This is a genomic window from Psychroflexus salarius, from assembly GCF_900129035.1.
In the GTDB taxonomy this organism is placed as follows: Bacteria; Bacteroidota; Bacteroidia; order Flavobacteriales; family Flavobacteriaceae; genus Psychroflexus; species Psychroflexus salarius.
In genome coordinates this window covers 202,438-223,370 of sequence record NZ_FQTW01000002.1, presented here as the reverse complement: position 1 = coordinate 223,370, position 20,933 = coordinate 202,438, and the positions used below count along the sequence as shown (strand labels likewise).

Here is a 20,933-nt window from a genome sequence, read left to right as displayed (position 1 = left end):
TTACTAATTAAGATTGTAATTCACCATAACCAACTGCTTCGCCAATTAAGGTGGCACTCGTACAGTCAATTATTTTTACATTAACATAATCACCAATTTTATAATCTTCTTTTGGAAAAACTACGGTTGTATTTTGTGAGTTTCTGCCGCTCCAATGCGCATCAGATTTTTTAGATTCTTTTTCAATAAGCACTTCTTCAACTTTACCTAAATGTTGTTTTGTGCGATAAAGCGAATGTTCTTGTTGTAAAGCTATAATTTCTTGAAGCCGTCTTTTTTTAACATCTGCAGGTACGTCGTCTTCCATTTTACGTCCCGCTAAAGTTCCTGGTCTTTCAGAATAGGCAAACATAAAGCCGAAATCATATTTCACGTATTTCATTAAAGATAAAGTATCTTTATGGTCATCTTCAGTTTCGGTTGGGAACCCAGCAATCATATCTTGTGAGATGCCACAATCAGGAATTATTTTTCTAATATTATCAATGAGGTTAAAATATTCTTCTCTGGTGTGAAGGCGATTCATGGCTTTAAGAATTCGGTCGCTTCCACTTTGGACAGGCAAATGAATATAATTACAAATATTACGGTATTTACTCATGACTTCAATAACATCAAGTGTCATATCTTGAGGGTTTGAAGTAGAAAACCGGATTCGCATCTTAGGTTGTGCTTTGGCTACTAATTCTAATAGACCAGAAAATTTTACAGCCGTTGCCTTTTGAATTTCAGAAGCATTTTCAAAATCTTTTTTAAGTCCGCCGCCATACCATAAATAACTATCTACATTTTGGCCGAGTAGTGTAATTTCTTTAAAGCCTTTATTCCATAAGTCGTTAACTTCATCTAAAATACTTTTTGGGTCACGGCTTCGTTCTCTTCCTCGTGTGAATGGAACAACACAAAAGGTACACATATTATCACAGCCTCTTGTAATTGAAACAAATGCAGAAACACCATTGCTTTGAAGTCTTACAGGTGAAATATCACCATAAGTTTCTTCTTTAGATAAAATAACATTCATTGCATTTTTACCATCTTCAACTTCTTGAAGTAAATTTGGTATATCTTTATAAGCATCTGGGCCCACAACAAGATCTACGATTTTTTCTTCTTCTAAAAATTTACTTTTAAGGCGTTCTGCCATGCAACCTAAAACGCCAACTTTCATGTTGGGTTGGTCACGTTTTACAGCGTTAAATTTTTCAAGGCGCTTTCTTACCGTTTGTTCTGCTTTGTCACGAATAGAACATGTGTTTACCAAAACTAAATCAGCTTCGGCAAGTTGATTGGTTGTGTTGTAACCATTATTATGTAAGATAGAAGCTACAATTTCGCTGTCGCTAAAATTCATCTGGCAACCGTAGCTTTCTATATATAGTTTTTTCGTGTTCTTACTATTTTGAGTATTAACTAAGCTTGTGCCCTGTTTTGCTTCGTCTATGACTTTCTCCATAACCGCATTCAATTTTGCGCAAAGATACACGTAATAAAACAACTGACAAAGTGTCATTTTTCCTAATTTTAGTTAATTTGTAATCATGTTGTCATGGCTCGTTTTAAGATTGCTTAAATTCAGTTTAGCGTTTATTTTTAATTGAAATCAAAAAAATCGCATACTTTTGTAACAGAAATTTTCAAATTCATGGCAAAAAATCTTGTAATAGTTGAGTCTCCAGCAAAGGCAAAAACAATCGAAAAATTTTTAGGAAAAAATTATAAAGTAGAATCTAGTTTTGGTCATATTGCAGACTTGCCTTCAAAAGAGTTAGGTGTTGATGTTGATGGCGATTTTAAGCCAAAATATGTTGTTAATAGCGACAAAAAAGATGTGGTTAAAAAGCTAGCCAAACTTGCTAATTCTTCTGAAATGGTTTGGTTAGCTAGTGATGAAGACCGTGAAGGAGAAGCGATAGCTTGGCATCTTGCCGAAGAGTTAAATCTTGATAAATCAAAAACAAAACGTATTGTTTTTTCTGAAATTACCAAATCAGCTATTCAACGTGCGATAGAAAATCCGCGTGAAATAGATTATAATTTGGTTGATGCGCAACAAGCGCGTCGTGTGTTAGACCGCTTAGTAGGTTATGAACTTTCACCGGTTTTGTGGCGAAAAGTTAAAGGCGGTTTGTCTGCTGGTCGAGTGCAATCGGTTTCTGTTCGTTTAATCGTGGAGCGTGAACGTGAAATTTTGAGTTTTACGCCAAAAGCATCATTTCGTGTTGATGCTGAATTTGCAACAGATTCTGGTAGTAAGTTTAAAGCTAAGTTGCCTAAAAACTTAAAAGAACAAGCTGAAGTTGAGTCGTTTTTAGAAGCACACAAATCAGCTAATTTTAAAGTTGACGACCTTACAAAAAAGCCAGCCAAAAAGTCACCAGCACCACCATTTACAACATCAACTTTGCAACAAGAAGCTTCTCGAAAATTATACTTTTCAGTGAGTAAAACAATGCAAATTGCGCAAAGACTTTACGAATCTGGTCATATTACCTATATGAGAACAGATAGCGTTAATTTGTCTAAAGACGCAAAAAAAGGAGCTCAAGCCGAAATTGAAAAAGCTTATGGTAATGAGTTTCATAAAAGTCGAAATTTTAAAGGTAAGTCTAAAGGCGCTCAAGAAGCTCATGAAGCCATAAGACCAACCAATTTTGCGAACCATAGTATATCAGCAGAGCGAGATCAACAACGCTTGTATGAATTAATCTGGAAGCGTGGTATTGCCTCACAAATGAGTGATGCAAAACTAGAACGAACCAATGTAAAAATTGCTTCCAACAAAAGCGATCAACACTTTACTGCTAATGGCGAAATTGTCACTTTTGAAGGCTTCTTAAAAGTTTATTTAGAAGGTAGCGACGAAGAAGCCGAAGAAAAGGCAGGTCTTTTACCTAAAATGGTTAAAGGTGATGCCTTAGAAAATGTATACATTAAAGCAACTGAACGCTATACAAGACCGCCAGCACGTTATACAGAGGCTTCTCTTGTAAAGAAGTTAGAGGAATTAGGTATCGGAAGACCTTCAACTTATGCACCAACTATTTCGACAATTCAAAATAGAAAATATATAGAAAAAGGATCAGTTGAAGGAAAAGAACGTGAGTACATTCAACTGACTTTAAAAAACAATGAGCTCAAAACACATCAGCTTTCAGAAATGGTTGGTAGTGATAAAGGTAAATTAGTGCCAACTGACGTTGGTATGGTCGTTAATGATTTTTTAGTCAATCATTTCAGCAGTATTGTTGATTATAATTTTACAGCTAAGTTAGAACAGGATTTTGATGAAGTTGCAGATGGAAACGCTAGGTGGACTGCCATTATGAGCGATTTTTACAAAAATTTTCATCCAATAGTCGAGGATGTTGCTAAAAATGCTGAACGTGAAGTAGGCGAACGTGTTCTAGGTAAAGATCCTAAAACAGGAAAACCACTCAGTGCTCGTTTAGGTAAATTTGGGCCAATGGTTCAAATAGGTAGTGTAGAAGATGATGAAAAACCACAATTTGCTAGCCTGAAGCCTAATCAGTCTTTAAGTTCAATAACTTATGAAGAAGCTTTAGAATTATTCAAATTACCAAAAGAGATTGGGGAATATGAGGGAGAAAAAATGGAAACTAATGTAGGGAGATACGGACCTTATTTGCGTTATGGTAAAAAGTTTATTTCTTTAGATAAAGGTGAAGATCCGCTTGATGTAGATTATGATCGTGCAATTGAATTGATTAAAGCTAAAGAAAAGGCTGATGCACCCATTTATCACTACAAAGATAAAGGTGTTCAAAAAGGTGTAGGACGTTTTGGGCCTTACCTGAAATGGGATGGTATGTTTATCAATGTCAATAAAAAATACGATTTTGATAATTTATCTAATGAAGATATTGAAGAATTAATTGAAGATAAATTAAAAAAAGAACGTGAAAAGTTAATTCATCATTGGGAAGATGAAGGGATTAAGCTTGAAAAGGCACGTTGGGGAAGATTTAAATTATCTAAAGGAAAAACTAAAGTAGAGCTACCAAAAACAACTGAAGCTGAAGAGATGTCTTTAGATGAAGCAAAAGCTATTTTAGAGAAAAATACTAAAAAGCCAAAACGAAAAGCGAAGACAAAGGCTAAATCAAAATCTAAAGCCCGAACAGGTAAATCTAAATCAAAGAAATAAATGAATTTAGAGTTCTTACAGGTTGTTTCTGAAGAGTTTAAAGGTCAATTTAATCCTTCTGCGATAACTCAATTGTTTCATCAAGTTAAATTTTATAGGCATGATGAAGCTATTGAATTAAAAGATTATGATATCGCAATTTTAAGTGTAGATGAAAATAGAAATAGCCTAAAGCCAAAATGCAACAGTGGAGATTATGAGCAAATAAGATATGATTTTTATAGCTTGAATCCTGGTTCTTGGAGTAGTAAGATTATAGATTTAGGACATATTACATATGGAGAAACTGTTAATGATACTTTTTTTCTGGTTAAATCAGTAGTGTCTGAATTACTTAAAAATAAACTAGTTCCTTTAATAATTGGAGGTAGTCAAGATATTGTTTATCCAATTTATAGAGCTTTTGACGGTTTTCAATACATGATTAATGTTACTAATGTCGATGCAAAATTTGATTTAGGTAGTGCAGAAGAGGAGTTTTCAAACCATTCGTTTGTAGGTAAAATAATTGTTGATGAACCCTATAATTTATTCAATTATGCTAATTTAGGATATTTGACATTTCATAATGCACAACACGAAATTGATTTGATGGAAAAGCTTTTTTTTGAAGCTTACAGGTATGGAGAAATCAATAAAGATGTTACAATTGTTGAGCCTGTTTTAAGAGATTCAGATTTAGTGACAATAGATTTGAGTTGCTTGAGTTCGTCAACCTTGGCCGATTCGGCTCATTTCATGCCGAATGGTTTTAATGGTATGGAGATGTGTACAATTGCTAGATATTCAGGAATGAGTAATCGTGTAAAGTGCTTTCATTTAGGAGAGCTTGATGCTCTATCTTCAACTTCTACTTTCAATCATCTTGTAGTACAAATGTTGTGGTATTTTATTGAAGGTTTTAATTTAAAGTTATCAGAACATATTTCAATTGAAAATAGCAATATTATTAGTTATAAAGTGCCTTTAAATTTTAAAAATGATGATTATTTAGAGTTCTTGCATAGTAAGCGTTCAAATAAATGGTGGATTAAAGCCTCAGATAATTTTTTGCATAATAATAACGTTCATTTTACGTTTATATCATGTTGCGAGCAAGATTATAAAGATGCATGTGCTGGTAAAATACCTCAGCGCTGGTATAATGCCAAACTCAAAGGGTATTTTTGATTAATTTTACTTATTTTAAGCTATTATTAAGAAAATTATTGTTTTTTTGTAAATTAAATTTTAGGTTTACGGCCTAATTATTAGAAATAATATTAAGAAATGAAAAAAATCGTCCAAATTTTTGTTGTTGCATTACTTGTAGTAAGTTGTGGTAAAAATGACAAAGGTCAGCTAGTTGGAGTTGATGGTAAGTCTTGGAATCCTGAAAAGCCATACGGTATGGTACTTGTAGAAGGTGGTGCTTTTATTATGGGAAAGGCAGATTATGATATTGCAGGCCTGAAAAACGCACCTACCAAAACAGTTACTGTTCCATCTTTTTATATGGATGAAACCGAAATCACTAATGCTGAGTATAGACAGTTTGTGTTTTACGTTAGAGATTCTGTTGTAAGACAAAGTCTTGCTGAAATGGCTTCAACAGCTGGTGGAGGTCAGGCCGGTCAAGGTGGTGGAAATTCTGGTTCTATTCAAGATTTTGCATTTAAAAATGCACAAACTCAAAACGCTGGAGGAAACAATCAACAAAATCAAACACCGTACGAACAATACTCAACTTTGTATGATCCAACTGACAAGCAGTTGAATTGGGATATTGATATAATCTGGAAACCTTCAGAATATCCAGACCAAGATTATGTAATGGTGATGGATGAGTTCTTTTTGCCTTCAGACCAGTCGTATAATGGTGAGCGCATGAAAGACGTTACTAAATTCAAGTATAGTTACAAGGAGATGGATATTGAAGCGGCTGCAAGAGCCAAAGGTGATCGTACGAACTTTATTGAAGAGCATGTTGTTGAGGTTTACCCTGATACAACGGTTTGGATAAAAGATTTTTCTTATTCGTACAATGAACCAATGCACAATGATTATTTTCAACATGCTGCTTTTAGTAATTACCCAGTGGTTGGCGTTAATTGGAATCAAGCTAAAGCGTTTTCTGATTGGAGAACACAATATTTAAGTAGTTATAAAAAGAATAAAGGTCGCAAAAATGAATCTTCAAGAGTTCAGTCATTTAGATTGCCTTCTGAAGCTGAGTGGGAATATGCAGCACGTGGTGGTTTAGAGGCTGCGACTTATCCTTGGGGTGGTCCTTACACTAAAGATGATCGTGCTTGCTTTTTGGCAAACTTTAAGCCATTAAGAGGTGATTATGCAGCAGACGAAGCCCTTTATACTGTAGAAGCCGACGCATATGATCCAAATGGTTTTGGATTGTATAACATGTCTGGTAATGTTGCAGAATGGGTCAATACATCATATAATGCAAATTCATACGAGTATATGTCAAGTATGAGCCCTAATGTTAATAATAAAAACAACAAGCGTAAGGTGATTCGAGGTGGTTCTTGGAAAGATGTTAGTTATTATCTTCAAGTAAGTACTAGAGATTTCGAATATGCCGATACAGCTAGAAGTTACATAGGTTTTAGAAATGTACAAAACTACTTGGGCAACTCTTTAAACTTAAATAGAAGATAAATACAACTTTAAAAAATCAACAATCAATAAACAACTAAATTAAATTAATTATTATGGCTAAGTCAAACAAAGGAAAGAAATTAATGAATATGGTTTACGGTTTAGGTGCCGCAATCGTAATTATTGGTGCATTATTTAAAATTCAGCATATTGAAATAGGACCTTTAACTGGAGGATTAATGTTAACAATCGGTCTTGTAACAGAGGCGCTTGTATTTACAGTTTCTGCTTTTGAACCAGTTGATAGTGAATTAGATTGGTCTAAGGTTTATCCTGAGTTAACAGGCGGAGAGTCAAACTCTAAACAAGCTAAAAAAGAGGCTAAGGATGAAAGTGGTATGCTTTCTAAAAAATTAGATGATATGCTTAAGGAAGCAAAAATTGACTCTAAGCTTATGGAGAGTTTAGGTGAAAGCATCAAAAATTTTGAAGGAGCAGCTAAAGGTATCGCTCCTACAACTGAAGCTATGAATTCTCAGAAAAAATATGGAGAAGAGTTAACTATGGCAGCTGCGCAAATGGAATCATTAAACAGTCTATATAAAGTTCAAGTTGAATCTGCTTCTAAACAAGCAGAAATTAACCAAGCAGTTGCTGATAATGCAGGTAAATTAAAAGAGCAAATGGAATCGTTAACGGCTAACCTTAATTCGCTTAATGGAGTTTATGGTGGTATGTTAACTGCTATGAGACCTAAAGCCTAATTATAAACTAGATTAATTAAGATATAAATTATGGCAGGAGGAAAAGAAACACCAAGACAACGGATGATTAACTTAATGTATTTAGTGTTTATCGCTATGTTAGCACTAAATATGTCTAAGGAAGTTTTGTCTGCGTTTGGTTCAATAAATGAAACACTTGAAGAGTCAAATGTTAAGTTTGAAAGCAAAAATCAGGCTGCTCTTAGTGGTTTAGCAGTTAAAGCAAGTGAATCACCTGAACAATTTGCTGAAGTAAAACAAAAAGCTGATCAGGTAACAGCAGCTACTACTGAACTTTATAATTATTTTGCTGGAATTAAGGAAGGGATGTATGGTTCAGTTGAAGACCCTACCGATTATGAAACTATGGATAAATCTTCTTATGTTAATGAACTTTTTGTGAAAGGCGAAAAATTGAAGCCTGAAGGTGAACAATTTATCGCAAACATGAGAGCTTATAAAGATAAAATGAATAGTGTATTAGGTGGTGATTCTAAGTACGCAACTTTCTTAGAATCTATAAATTCTCAGTTTAGTGCAGATCCAGTTATGCCTAAAGATGCACCTGAAGCAGCAACGCCTCAAAATTATATTCGTCATCATTATGTAGGCTTTCCGTTAATTTCAGCTATTACTAAAATAACAGCCTTGCAAAACGAGTTGAAAGTTCTTGAGAATGAAATCTTATCATCAATGCTTTCAGGCCAATTAACCCAAATTGCCTCAATGGACAACTACTCTACTTTATTACAAACTTCAAGAGGTGCTTATTATCAAGGTAATACATTTGATGGTGCTATCGTTCTTGGTCGTACTGATAATTCAACAGTGCCAAATAAAGTGGACTTAAAACTTGACGGTAGATCTTTAACACAAGGTGAAGATTTTACTCTAGAAGGTGGTCAAGTTAAATTAAATGTAAATGCTGGTAATGCTGGTGATCACACGATTGAAGGTAAATTGATTTTTAACCAAGATGGTAAAGAAATTGAAGTACCGGTTAACCAATCATACTCAGTTATTCCTAAACCTAATCAAGCCATTGTATCAGCAGATAAGATGAATGTTGTTTACCGTGGTATTGAAAACCCTATAACGGTTTCTATGCCTGGTGTTCCAGGAAATAAGGTTAATGCTTCAGCTCCAGGCATGAAACGTGTAAAAGGTTCTCAATATGTTGTGAGACCAACGACTGGTACTAAATTAAAAATTAATGTAACTGGTGAAATTGAAGGTGAAAAAATTACTTCTTCAACTACTTTTAGAATTAAAGATTTGCCTAGACCTACACCAACTGTAAGAGATCAAATACAAGAAGGTGGCGCTATTAAAATGCCACGTAATGCACTTAAAATTTCGCCTATTGGTGCAACTTTTGAGAACTTTGATTTTGATATTACACCTGTTGTAAAGCGTTTTACAATTAGTGTACCTGGTCAGCCAGCGGTTGTTGTTAATGGCAATATGCTAAATGCAAGAGCTAAAGATTTATTAGAACTTGCTAGAACAGGCGATATCATACAGATTTTTGATGTTAAAGCTGATGTACCAGGTGTAAATGTTAAAAATATGCCTGCTTTATTAGTTCAACTTACAAACTAATTAAATTATTATAATGAAATTTAAAGCTAATTTTATCGGACTATCTTTTTTGCTGTTTTCAGTAACAGTATCTGCTCAGTCAAATATTTTGAATGCTGAAAAGCCTTCAGAGATTGAAGACTTAGCAGCTCAACAAAAAAGATTTGATGATGATAAACCTTTACCTTACGGTTATGTAGGAGATAGAGATATACTATGGTCTAAAGTTGTTTGGGAACGAATTGATCTCAATCAAAAAATTAATTTTCCATTATTATATCCAACCCAAGATAACTCGGTAAGTAGTAACAGAAAATCACTTTTTGCAACTTTAGTTGAAGCTATAGAAAGAGGTGCTAAAAATCCTGATGATTCTTTAGGTATAACCGAAGTCTACGCTACAAGTTACTTTAACAAAAAGCGTGATTTTAAGGAAATTCAAGATGCAACCAAGGCTATATTTTTGCCTAACGCAGCTGGAAGTATTTTAGGTCAGTATGGTATTACAGGTACAGAAGCCGTTGAAACCTTTAAAACACGATCGCTTGCTGGAGAACTTGAAAATTATCCTGAGTTATACCCACAAGAGCTAATCAAAAAAATGAAACCTTACCTAGTTGCAACTGAAATTACAGCTGCTGATATAAAAGAATACTTTATCAAAGGTATGTGGTATTTTGATAAACGTCAGGGTGAAATGAAATATCGTCTTTTAGGTATTGCACCGGCTGGTTATGATATTCAATCTCAAAACCCAACTTATAGTGGCGAGCCTCAAATAATCCCTTATTTTTGGGTTTGGTTTTCTGATGCAAGACAGGTACTACACACTTCTAAGGTGTTGAATCCTCAAAATAGTGCTATGCCAATTAGCTTCGATCACTTACTGAACTCAAGACGTTTTAATTCTTTTATCTACAAAACCGAAAATGTTTATGAAGATAGAAAAGTTACTGACTACATTAATGATAACGCACAAATGCAGTTACTCGAAGCAAGACGTTTAAAAGAGGAAATTAGAAATTTCGAATTGGATATGTGGAATTACTAATTCTACATTTTTAATCAATATATTAGCCTTTACATTTCGTAAAGGCTTTTTTTATGACTCATAAAGACGTATTAGTTGTTGGTTTTGGTATTGCAGGATCATCTTTAGCACATCAATTAGAGCAGTTAGGTAAGAGTTTTGATATTGTTTCTAACAATTCGCAACAAGCCACCCGCGTTGCTGGTGGTGTTCTTAATCCAATAGTTTTAAAACGTTACAAAAAAGTATGGATGGCAAAAGAATTTTACGCTTCTGCAGTTAAATTTTATTCTTCTATAGAAACCAAATTAAAAACAACTTTCATCCAGCAACCTAATTTGTTTAAATTACTTCAATCGCCTCAAGATTGTAACGACTTTATTTCAGCTACAGAACGGTCTTATATTTCTAATTTTCTTACTAGCATTAAATCGCCTTCTCATCCACATTTGTCAAATGCAGTCATTAAATTGGGCGAAGTTAATCATATATACACGCTTGACTTAAACACTTATTTAGATGAATCTATGAAGTATTTTAATGATTCATTCTATCTTGATAATTTCAACTATAATAAATTAAAGATTGGTAATTCATCAGTTTCATATCAATCAAAATCTTATCAATATGTTATTTTTTGCGAGGGTTATGGTGTAATTGATAATCCTTTTTTTAATCATTTACCTATTTATGGAAACAAAGGTGAATATTTGATTATTCATTCTAAAGATCTTAATTCAAACCAAAGTATTTATAAATCGAAATACTTTTTAATTCCACTAGGTAATGATTTGTATAAATTTGGGGCTAATTACCAAAGACATGAATTGAATAATGAGCCAACAGAAGCAATACGATTAGAACTGTCTAAAGCTTTTGAAACGATGTTTTCTGTAGACTACCAGATTGTTGACCAGTTAGCTGGTGTCCGTCCTACTGTAAAAGACAGAAGACCTATATTAGGCGAACATGAAAAGTATTCTCAACTTTTTATATTTAATGGTAATGGAAGCCGTGGTGTTTTGGCTTCACCTTATCTAGCCGAAAATATGGTTCAACATATCTTTTATAAACAACCAATTCTAGATGACGTAGATATTAAGCGTTATGTCGTTTAGCCTTTGCTTTGTTGTAACTAAAAAAGAAATTGATCCATATATTTCTGGAAAGCCTCATAATAACCGGCATTAATAAAACAAGAACCACAATTATAGATACAAATGAACTTAGCAAACTTAAGCCTATAAAGAAATGAGCTATAATAAAAGTTGCTACAGCAAATGCGACACCTAAACCATAACTCACATACATAGCACCATAAAAAAATGAAGGTTCAATTTTGTATTTTGTGTCACAATTAGAGCATCGTTCATGCATGTCATAAATTGCTTTTAGATTGTATGGGTTAGATTCTTTATACATGCTTTCTTCATGACAAACTGGGCAAGTACCAGTAAAAATGCTATATAATTTAGTGCCTTTTAACATTCTCGGGTTTTGTTTAGTATTGAATCACAAAAATACCAATATTTGCACAAATTAAGTGTAATAAATGCTACATATAAATAAACTATCAGTTTCCTTCGGTGGAACTTATTTGTTTAATAACATCAGCTTTAAGTTAAGCGCAGGAAATAGGCTAGGACTCATCGGTAAAAATGGTGCTGGAAAATCAACTATGCTCAAAATATTAGCAGGTGATTTAACAGATTTTGAAGGTGAAATAGCCAAAGAAAAAAATATTAATATTGGTTTTTTAAGGCAAGATATAGATTTTGAAGAAGGTCGGACTGTTTTAGAAGAAGCTTATCAAGCTTTCAATAGTATTGTAGAAATTGAATCTAAACTCCTTGACATCAATACGCAATTAGCAGAACGTACTGATTATGAAAGTGAAGCCTACAATCAATTAATGATAGATCTTAACGATTATCAGCACCAGTATGAAATTTTAGGCGGTTACAACTATCAAGGTGAAACCGAGCGCGTTTTAAAGGGATTAGGTTTTACAGCTGAAGATTTTCAAGCGCAAACAGATACCTTTTCTGGCGGTTGGCGAATGCGTATAGAACTTGCCAAGCTATTATTGCAAAGTAACGACATCCTTTTACTCGATGAACCAACCAACCACCTTGATATAGAAAGTATCATGTGGTTAGAAAGCTTTTTGGTTTCTTTTTCAGGTTGCGTAGTCATTGTTTCTCACGATACTATGTTTTTAGATAATGTAACTAACCGTACCATAGAAATTTCGCTTGGTAAAATCTATGACTACAACAAACCTTATTCAGCATTCAAAGAGTTGCGTAAAACTATTCAAGAGCAACAACTTGCCGCTCAAAAAAATCAGCAAAAAGAAATCAAACAAACCGAAAAGTTAATTGATAAATTTCGAGCTAAAGCCAACAAGGCTTCAATGGCTCAATCACTGATTAAAAAGTTAGAAAAGACAGATATTATTGAAGTTGATCAAGACGATCAAAGCACCATGGCTGTAAACTTTTCAATTTCTAAAAATCCTGGAAAAGTTGTTGTTGAAGCCGACAATCTTGCCAAAAGTTTTGGGGAGCATCAAGTTTTTAGTGATGTTAATTTTACGATAGAACGCAACGCTAAAATTGCTTTTGTAGGCCAAAATGGGCAAGGAAAATCAACCTTGGCAAAGGCAATTGTTGGTGATATTAATTATGATGGCCATTTGAAGTTAGGGCACAATGTAGAAATTGGTTATTTTGCTCAAAATCAAGCTGAATATTTAGACCCTAATAAAACAGTTTTAGACACGATGATTGATTCAGCAAATGAATCTAATAGAAGTAAAGTCCGTGATATTTTAGGTGCATTTTTATTTAGAGGTGATGATGTTTCAAAATACGTTAAAGTACTTTCCGGAGGTGAACGAAACCGATTGGCTTTGGCTAAAATGATTTTAGCACCATTTAACGTTTTAATCATGGATGAGCCAACAAATCACCTAGACATTCAATCTAAAAATGTATTAAAAAAGGCCTTGGCCAATTTTGAAGGCACTCTAATTTTAGTATCGCACGATCGAGACTTTTTACAAGGTCTCGCCGATACGGTTTATGAATTTAGAAACCATAAGGTAAAAGAATTCTTAGGTGATATTAATGATTATCTAAAATCAAGAGCGCTTGAAAACATGCGTCAAGTCGAGCAAAAAACTGAAGAAAAACCAGCAGTGAAATCTAAAAATTCGCCTGCACAAGATTATCAGATTCAGAAAAAGTATAAAAAGCTATCAAACAAATTGAGTTCAATTGAGTCTAACATCACAAAATTAGAAAAGAAGATTGCTGATATTGATCAAAAAATGGCTGAAAATTACGATGAAACTGTAAGTCAACCTGATTTTTTTACAAATTATAAATCACTAAAATCAGATTTAGAAACGCAAATGGAAAATTGGGAGAAAGTTCAACTTCAGTTAGATGATATTAAATAATTGTGATTGTATTAACCAACTAAACTTGAGTAATCTGCTAATTTTACCGCCAAATTAATAGTTTATCAATGAGAAAAATAATATTAATTGTTCTTGGAATCATTATCATAGCTGGTTCAGTTTTTGGCGCTATTTATATAGTAAAGAGCAATACAAAAACAGTAGGTCCAAATAAAACCATCGCTAAACCAATAGCAGTAAAAACTGTTAAAAACACTACGATACCGGTTGTTGTTAAAACAAATGGTCAAGTTACCGCTTTAAATAAATTTGAGCTGTTTAGCGAAGTACAAGGTATTTTTGAACAAAGCGATAAATTATTTAGGCCAGGTCAAGCTTTCAAAAAAGACGAAACTTTGGTCAAAATTAATAATGAAGAGTTTGTTGCAAACTTAAAGTCAACAAAAAGCGAATTTTATAATTTATTAATTTCAATTCTTCCAGACATCAGATTAGATTATCCAGAACATTTTGAAGAATGGGATGCCTACGTCAAAGATTTTTCAGTTCATGAACCACTTCAACCATTGCCTGAAATCGAGTCTTCAAATCTTAGATACTTCATCAACGGTCGTGGTGTGATCACTTCATTTTATAACATTAAAAATCTAGAAGTCAGATTGGCAAAATTTCATTTAAAAGCACCTTTTGATGGTATATTAACCGAGGCTAGTATAACTCCAGGAACTTTAGTGAGACCAGGCCAGCGTTTAGGAGAATTTATTAAACCTGGCGAATTTGAGTTAGAAGTTGCTTTACAAAAGGCTTTGGTAGATTATGTTGAAATTGGCGATACTGTAAATTTATTTGGCATCGATAAAAAATTTCAGACCAAAGGAAAAATAACTCGAATTAATACACAAGTTGATTCAAACTCTCAAAGCGTACAAACCTTTATTATGGTAAACGATTCACGGGTAAAAGAAGGTATGTATCTAGAAGCTGAAATATATGGCCAGCTGGTTAAAAATGCTTACAAAATAAGTCGGTCTTTGGTCAGAAACAACGCTGAAGTCTTTATCGTTAAAGATTCAGTTTTAGCCTTAAAACAAGTTAAACCTGTTTATTACGACGAAAATACAGCGATTATAAAAGGCCTTGCTAATGGCGATACCATCATGACGTCTAATTTGTCAAGCGCCTATTCAGGAATGTTGATTAAGCTTAAAAAATAAACAGAGGCTTTGAAAAAATTAATTACTTATTTTATAAAATACGAAGTTGCTGTTAACGTCGTTATTCTATCATTTATAATATTTGGTATTGTTGGTGCCTTAAGCTTAAAATCATCATTTTTTCCGCTTCAAGAATCAAAAATAATCAATATCAATATTACTTATCCAGGTTCTTCACCAGAAGAAATTGAAGAAGGTATTATTTTAAAAATTGAAGACAATCTTAAAGGACTTGAAGGTATTGATAGAACAACAGCTGTTGCTAGAGAAAGCGGTGGTTCTATTACAGTTGAAATTGAAGAAGGTGAAGATATTGATGTACTTCTAACTGAAGTGAAAAATGCTGTTGATCGAGTTCCAAATTTTCCTGTTGGGATGGAACCTTTGGTGGTTGCCAAGACTGAAACTACAAGACAAACTATACAATTTGCAATTTCTGGTAAAAATATTCCCTTAAAGACCTTAAAAGATATTAGCTATCAAGTTGAATCTGACTTGCGGTTAATAGATGGTATCTCTCAAATAGAAATCCGTGGTTTTCCTAGAGAGGAAATTGAAATAGCTTTAAGTCAAGATGCCCTATTAGCTTATAATTTGACCTTTGAAGAAGTAGCCGCAAAAGTGCGTAACTCTAATTTACTTTCAACAGGAGGAACAATAAAAACCGATGCTGAAGATTATCTAATTCGTGCTGATAATCGCAGCTATTATGCAGATAAACTAAATGATGTTATAGTTAAATCAACACCAAGTGGGTCATCAATTTTACTATCAGATGTAGCAAAAGTGCGCGATAAATTTGAAGAAACACCAAATGCCCTTTTTTATAATGGCGACTCTGCAGTTACAATGGTGATTAGCAATACTAATTCAGAAGATTTAATTTCATCTGCAGACGCCATAAAAGAATATATTGCCAACTTTAATGCTAAAAACAATAATGTTCAACTCAATGTTGTTAGTGATTCATCAATAACGCTTAATCAGCGTACTAAACTATTAATAGAAAACGGAGCTGTTGGTATTTTACTCGTTTTAATCTTCCTTTCAATTTTTCTAAATATACGTTTAGCGCTTTGGGTTTCAGTAGGTTTGCCGCTTTCATTTTTAGGTATGTTTATTTTTGCTAATGCATTCGGGGTAACCATAAATGTATTATCGCTATTTGGGATGATTATTGTTATTGGTATTTTAGTTGATGATGGAATTGTTATTGCTGAAAATATTTATCAACAATATGAAAAAGGAAAGTCACCTATACGAGCAGCAATTGACGGTGCAGTTGAAGTTATACCGCCTATTATTTCAGCGATTATTACAACTATTTTAGCTTTTTCGACGTTTTTCTTTTTAGAAGGTCGAATAGGTGAATTTTTTAGTGAAGTCTCAATTATAGTCTTATTAACACTAAGTATTTCACTAATTGAAGCCTTTTTAATATTACCAGCACATATTGCGCATTCTAAGGCTATTAGGCCAAAGAAAAAGAAAGTAAAGAAACGAACACTTTTAGGGCGATTTTTTGCCAAAATGCGACATGTAAATGCTTTTGGAGATCGCGTTATGCGATATTTACGCGATAATTCTTACGCTCCAGTTTTGCGATTTGTCATAAACAATCGTTTATTTTCAATGGCTATTTTAATTGCAGCTTTAGCCTTAACAATAGGCTCGGTTGGTGGCGGTATTATTCGTGTTACTTTTTTTCCAAGTGTCGCTAGCGATCGCGTTGAAGTAAGCTTGTTAATGACAGAAGGTGTAAACCCACAAAAAACTGATTCAATTATTTCAATAGTTGAAGAAGCGGCTTGGCGTGTAAATAAAACTTTTACCGAAAAGCAAACTGATCATCTTCAAGTTATAGAAAACACAGTCAAACGGGTCGGCCCTGGAAATAATAAAGCTTCGTTGCAAGTTAATTTACTACCGGGAGAAGCGAGAGATTTTTCTTCAGCTGAAATTACAAATGCTATTCGAGAAGAAACCGGACCTATTTATGGCGTAGAGAGTATTACGTTTGGTTCTGGTAGTAATTTTGGTGGGTTGCCAGTATCTGTTTCGTTGTTGGGTAATAACCTAGATGAACTTGAATCGGCAAAAGTTGAGCTTAGGAGTTGGATGGAAAATAATGCGCAGCTGAAAGATGTTACAGATAATGACCCAAAAGGTATTAAAGAAATTGAAATCGATTTAAAAACAACGGCTTATGCTTTAGGACTTGACTTAGGTGAAGTGATGCGTCAGGTTAGGAACGCGTTTTTTGGTGCTCAAGCGCAGCGATTTCAACGTGGTAAAGACGAAATTAGAGTTTGGGTAAGATATAATGAAAATCAAAGATCGTCTATTAGAAATTTAGATGATTTACGAATTGTTACGCCTAATGGGTCGCGAGTGGCTTTTAATGAAATAGCAAGCTATCAAATTGTTAGAGGAACCGAATCTATTAGTTATTTAAATGGTCGTCGAGAAATTCAGGTTTCAGCCGATTTAGAAAACCCTAATGACAGCTCTACTGAAATTTTAGATGAAATAAAAACCACTGTAATGCCTGATATTTTAAATCAATATCCATCACTTTCAGTTTCTTATGAAGGTCAAAATCGGGAAGCTGGTAAAACAAGTGGTTCAGCTGGTCAAGTTTTCCCTGTGATTTTATTTTTAATATTTGTAGTCATAGCATTTACTTTTAGAAGTTTTAGTCAGCCAATTATGCTTATTTTACTCATACCATTCAGCTTAATTGGGGTTGCTTGGGGACACTATATTCATGGCTTTCCAATTAATATTTTATCTCTTTTAGGTGTTATTGCACTTATTGGTATAATGGTTAATGATGGTTTAGTGCTTATAGGTAAGTTTAATTCAAATTTAAGAGAAGGCTTAAAATTTAATGATGCCTTGTTTGAGGCTGGAAAATCTAGGTTTAGAGCTATATTTTTAACCTCGCTTACCACAATTTCAGGCCTTGCACCACTTATTTTTGAACAAAGCCGACAAGCGCAGTTTTTAATACCTATGGCCATATCTATCGCTTATGGTATCGGTGTGGCGACTGTTTTAACCCTAATTTTATTACCTATTTTCTTGTCTATAAGTAATTCAGTAAAAGTTAAAACAAAATGGCTTTTTACAGGAAGCCAAGTTGAAAAAGAACAAGTGGAGCGAGCGATTAAAGAACAATTAGAAGAAGACAACTATAATGAAAAACAATAAACTATCTTTACTTTTAGGTTTATGCTTAGTTGTAGTCACTTCAACTGCACAAGAAGTTCTTACAAAAGCTGAAGCTATAAATCATGTACTTGATAATAACTATGGTATTAAAATAGCTGAAAATAATGTTGAAATTTCAGAAAATAATACCAGTATATTAAACTCAGGATATTTACCTACTTTAAGTACTAATTTTGGTTTCGATTTTAGTCTACAAGATCGTTTAGCTGAAGTTGAGGGTCAAGACCCAATCGACCAAACTGATTTAGAAACAAGACGTTATAATACGAGCTTAGATTTTAATTATACTTTATTCGATGGCCTAGGCCGACGTTATAATTTTAAGCAATTAAAACTTCAGTATAACTTATCAAAGTTAGAAGCACGCGAAACCATAGAAACAACAATAACACAAATGTTTACGGTGTATTATGAGTTGGCAAGACGACTTAAGAATGTCGAGGTTTTAAAAAATACACTTAGTCTATCACGTGAACGATTAAAACGTGTTGAATATCAATTTCAATATGGACAAATTAATAAGTTAGATGTTTTAAATGCTGAAGTTGATGTGGCTAATGATAGTATTTCACTAATCAATGAACAACAAAATTTATTTAACATTAAGCGAGACTTAAAAGTTGTTTTAAATGAAGATGATTTAGATGATAATTTTAAAGTTGATACAACCGTTCGTTTTTTACCAATTTTAAAACTTGAGCAGTATATTTCTGAATACAAAGCCAACAATGTATCGATTCAACAAATTGAAGAAAACTTACTAATATCAGAATATGACAAAAAAATTAGTTATTCGGGATATTTACCAACAGTAAACTTATTTGGCTCTTATGGCTGGAATAGAAATATAAGTCCAGAATCGCCCTTTTTTCCTGGTTCTACACAAACCACCGATGGCTACTCTGCAGGCGTAAATTTAACATGGAATTTATTTGATGGTGGTCAGACTTCAGTGAGAATTCAAAATGCTAAAATTGCCTACGAAAATCAGCAGCTTCAAAAGGAACAAATCAAGCAAAATGTTCAGCGTGATATTCAGAATGCTTTCGATAATTATAAAAATAGACGTTATATCTATAATTTACAACGCAAAAATGTAGAGACAAACAAGAACAATTTTAAAAGAACCCAAGAACGCTTTAAGCTAGGCCAAGTTACATCAGTAGAATTTAGGCAAGCACAGCTTAATTTGTTAAACGCTCAGACGAGTTTAAATTTAGCGAAATATGATGCTAAGTTAGCAGAGCTTCAGCTTCTTCAATTAACGGGACAATTATTAAATGTCGAGTTTTAAGATGTATGAGCACTTTTTTCAATGCCCACATTGTTGGGAAAGCATTAGTTTTCTTTTAGATACTTCAGTGAGTTTTCAAGAATATATAGAAGATTGTGAGGTTTGTTGTAATCCGATTCAAGTCCGAGCAAAATTTAGTGCTGGGCAATTAATTGAATTTCAGTCGACAAGCATAGAGCAATAAATAAATTTATTTTTTATTTGGTCAAACGTATAATTAATCTTATATTTGCAGTCCGATAGTTAAAAAGATACTTTTAAACATATATCGCGGGATAGAGCAGTAGGTAGCTCGTCGGGCTCATAACCCGAAGGTCACTGGTTCGAGTCCAGTTCCCGCTACTAAGATACCCACTAATTTTATTAGTGGGTTTTTTTGTGTTATATTTTGAGAAGGTCAGAGCTTTTTTTATATACAAACATTAATATACCTCACACTAAATTAAAAGTAGTTTCAATTTAGTTAAGCAATTACTCTATTTAGTTTCTTTGAGTTACATCTCCAGAAATGTCAGTGGATGTTGCGTATCAACCATTATTCTTATAACAAGTTAGTTTGCGTTCATAGATTAAAATTATATTATATTTTTGAATAGTTTGGCTTTAGGATAAGCTTACAGTATGATAATAGAAAAAGAAATAAGTAATGGGTAAAAAGGCTACTACAATTAAAGAACAAATAAATAAGCTTCAGAAACGAAATATGGTGATGGATTTAGGTATTGAAAAAGCTAAAGAAATCTTGTTGGACATAGGTTACTATCGTTTAGGTTTTTACTGGCATCCTTTTGAAGTTGATAAAGACCATAATCTAAAACAAGGCACGAAATTTTCTGATGTTGTAAAACTGTATTACTTAGATGTTGATTTAAAGCATATTTTATTAAAAGCACTAAATAGAATAGAGATAAATTTCAAGACGCAACTTATCTATTATGTTTCTAATTATTACGATAAAAATCCTACTTGGTTTGCTGATAAAAAAATTGTTTCATACAAATACGTAAATGGATTTCCATCTATTTATAATGAGAAGTTTGTTCAAAATAATAAGCCGATTAAAAAGCACCATAGTAAACATAAAAACGATATTTATGCACCAGCTTGGAAGACTTTAGAGTATTTAACTTTTGGTAGCGTCATTAAATTATTTTTGTCTTTACATAACAAAGAGTTAAAGAAAACAATTGCAAATAATTACGGAATTAAGAGTTTGAGTGTTTTTGAAAATTACCTTTCAACTATTTTGTTTGTTCGCAACATCTGTGCGCATAGTGATTTGTTATTTGATTCTTACACACCGCTAGGTATTAAATCTACCCCACTAATTAATGTTGAAAAGAACAAAAAACATTCTTTGTCTTCTTCTATTAAAGTTATTTGTTATTTTCTAGAGAAAATATCAGTAAATAGATGTAAGGAAACAACATCTAAAATAGATTCTCTATTTGCTAATTTTAAGAATAATGATTCAATTAAAGATATTATAGAAAATAAAATAGGCTATAATTTTGATTCATAAACGTTGGTATTACATTAGAGTTAGGTTTGTAAATAAAAGTGTTAATAGCTTTGTTCATAATAAGTATATATGTATATTCGCATTATATAAGTGCCCATTAA

15 protein-coding genes and 1 tRNA gene are annotated in these 20,933 nt (G+C 33.1%); 14 read left to right on the top strand and 2 right to left on the bottom strand.

The genetic code is table 11. The features are described from left to right. Positions 1-7 precede the first annotated feature (7 nt). Positions 8-1,456, bottom strand: a complete 1,449-nt coding sequence (miaB, locus tag BUB82_RS04240) for a tRNA (N6-isopentenyl adenosine(37)-C2)-methylthiotransferase MiaB (RefSeq protein ID WP_073192275.1) — start codon at positions 1,454-1,456, stop codon at positions 8-10. Between the two features lie 189 nt (positions 1,457-1,645). On the opposite strand from miaB, the gene topA reads away from it, so the two are divergent. The 7 genes from topA (at position 1,646) to BUB82_RS04205 (ending at position 11,259) form a co-directional block, all read left to right on the top strand. Beyond that, positions 1,646-4,168, top strand: coding sequence for a type I DNA topoisomerase (topA, locus tag BUB82_RS04235; protein ID WP_073192273.1), 2,523 nt, complete (start codon positions 1,646-1,648; stop codon positions 4,166-4,168). Then, entirely contained in the window at positions 4,169-5,338 is a 1,170-nt protein-coding gene (locus BUB82_RS04230) for a formimidoylglutamase (RefSeq protein ID WP_073192271.1), read from the top strand. A 99-nt stretch (positions 5,339-5,437) separates the two neighbouring features. Continuing rightward, on the top strand, positions 5,438-6,826 hold the full coding sequence (porK, locus tag BUB82_RS04225) for a T9SS ring complex lipoprotein PorK/GldK (RefSeq protein WP_073192269.1): 1,389 nt from the start codon (positions 5,438-5,440) through the stop codon (positions 6,824-6,826). Positions 6,827-6,879: 53 nt separating this feature from the next. Next, complete coding sequence (gene porL / locus BUB82_RS04220) at positions 6,880-7,530, top strand: type IX secretion system motor protein PorL/GldL (protein WP_073192267.1); 651 nt, start codon at positions 6,880-6,882, stop codon at positions 7,528-7,530. A gap of 30 nt (positions 7,531-7,560) precedes the next feature. Beyond that, a complete protein-coding gene (gene porM, locus BUB82_RS04215) occupies positions 7,561-9,132 on the top strand; it encodes a type IX secretion system motor protein PorM/GldM (RefSeq protein WP_073192265.1) in 1,572 nt (523 codons plus the stop codon). A 13-nt stretch (positions 9,133-9,145) separates the two neighbouring features. Next, positions 9,146-10,162, top strand: a complete 1,017-nt coding sequence (gene porN, locus BUB82_RS04210; protein ID WP_073192263.1) for a type IX secretion system ring subunit PorN/GldN — start codon at positions 9,146-9,148, stop codon at positions 10,160-10,162. Between the two features lie 53 nt (positions 10,163-10,215). Continuing rightward, positions 10,216-11,259, top strand: a complete 1,044-nt coding sequence (locus tag BUB82_RS04205; RefSeq protein ID WP_073192262.1) for an NAD(P)/FAD-dependent oxidoreductase — start codon at positions 10,216-10,218, stop codon at positions 11,257-11,259. Here BUB82_RS04205 and BUB82_RS04200 read toward each other — a convergent pair. Next, positions 11,240-11,629: a DUF983 domain-containing protein gene (locus BUB82_RS04200; RefSeq protein WP_073192260.1), complete on the bottom strand. Its 390-nt coding sequence runs from the start codon at positions 11,627-11,629 to the stop codon at positions 11,240-11,242. The two genes, BUB82_RS04205 and BUB82_RS04200, sit on opposite strands and share 20 nt — an antisense overlap. 64 nt (positions 11,630-11,693) lie before the next feature. Here BUB82_RS04200 and BUB82_RS04195 point away from each other — a divergent pair, with 64 nt between their 5' ends. From BUB82_RS04195 to BUB82_RS04165, 7 genes are all read left to right on the top strand, one after another. Continuing rightward, the gene (locus BUB82_RS04195) at positions 11,694-13,607 is read left to right on the top strand and encodes an ABC-F family ATP-binding cassette domain-containing protein (protein WP_073192258.1); all 1,914 of its coding nucleotides are present in this window, start codon (positions 11,694-11,696) and stop codon (positions 13,605-13,607) included. Between the two features lie 68 nt (positions 13,608-13,675). After that, positions 13,676-14,782, top strand: a complete 1,107-nt coding sequence (locus BUB82_RS04190) for an efflux RND transporter periplasmic adaptor subunit (protein ID WP_073192256.1) — start codon at positions 13,676-13,678, stop codon at positions 14,780-14,782. Positions 14,783-14,791: 9 nt separating this feature from the next. After that, on the top strand, positions 14,792-17,995 hold the full coding sequence (locus tag BUB82_RS04185) for an efflux RND transporter permease subunit (protein ID WP_073192254.1): 3,204 nt from the start codon (positions 14,792-14,794) through the stop codon (positions 17,993-17,995). Continuing rightward, a complete protein-coding gene (locus BUB82_RS04180) occupies positions 17,982-19,310 on the top strand; it encodes a TolC family protein (protein WP_073192252.1) in 1,329 nt (442 codons plus the stop codon). Before BUB82_RS04185 ends, BUB82_RS04180 begins: the two co-directional genes overlap by 14 nt. A gap of 1 nt (position 19,311) precedes the next feature. After that, entirely contained in the window at positions 19,312-19,494 is a 183-nt protein-coding gene (locus tag BUB82_RS04175) for a CPXCG motif-containing cysteine-rich protein (protein WP_073192460.1), read from the top strand. 85 nt (positions 19,495-19,579) lie between these two features. Then, positions 19,580-19,652: transfer RNA gene (locus BUB82_RS04170), tRNA-Met, on the top strand. Between the two features lie 304 nt (positions 19,653-19,956). Further along, positions 19,957-20,832 carry an Abi family protein gene (locus BUB82_RS04165; RefSeq protein ID WP_073192250.1) on the top strand — a complete coding sequence of 292 codons (876 nt, stop codon included), beginning with the start codon at positions 19,957-19,959 and terminating at the stop codon, positions 20,830-20,832. The last annotated feature ends 101 nt before the right edge of the window (positions 20,833-20,933 follow it).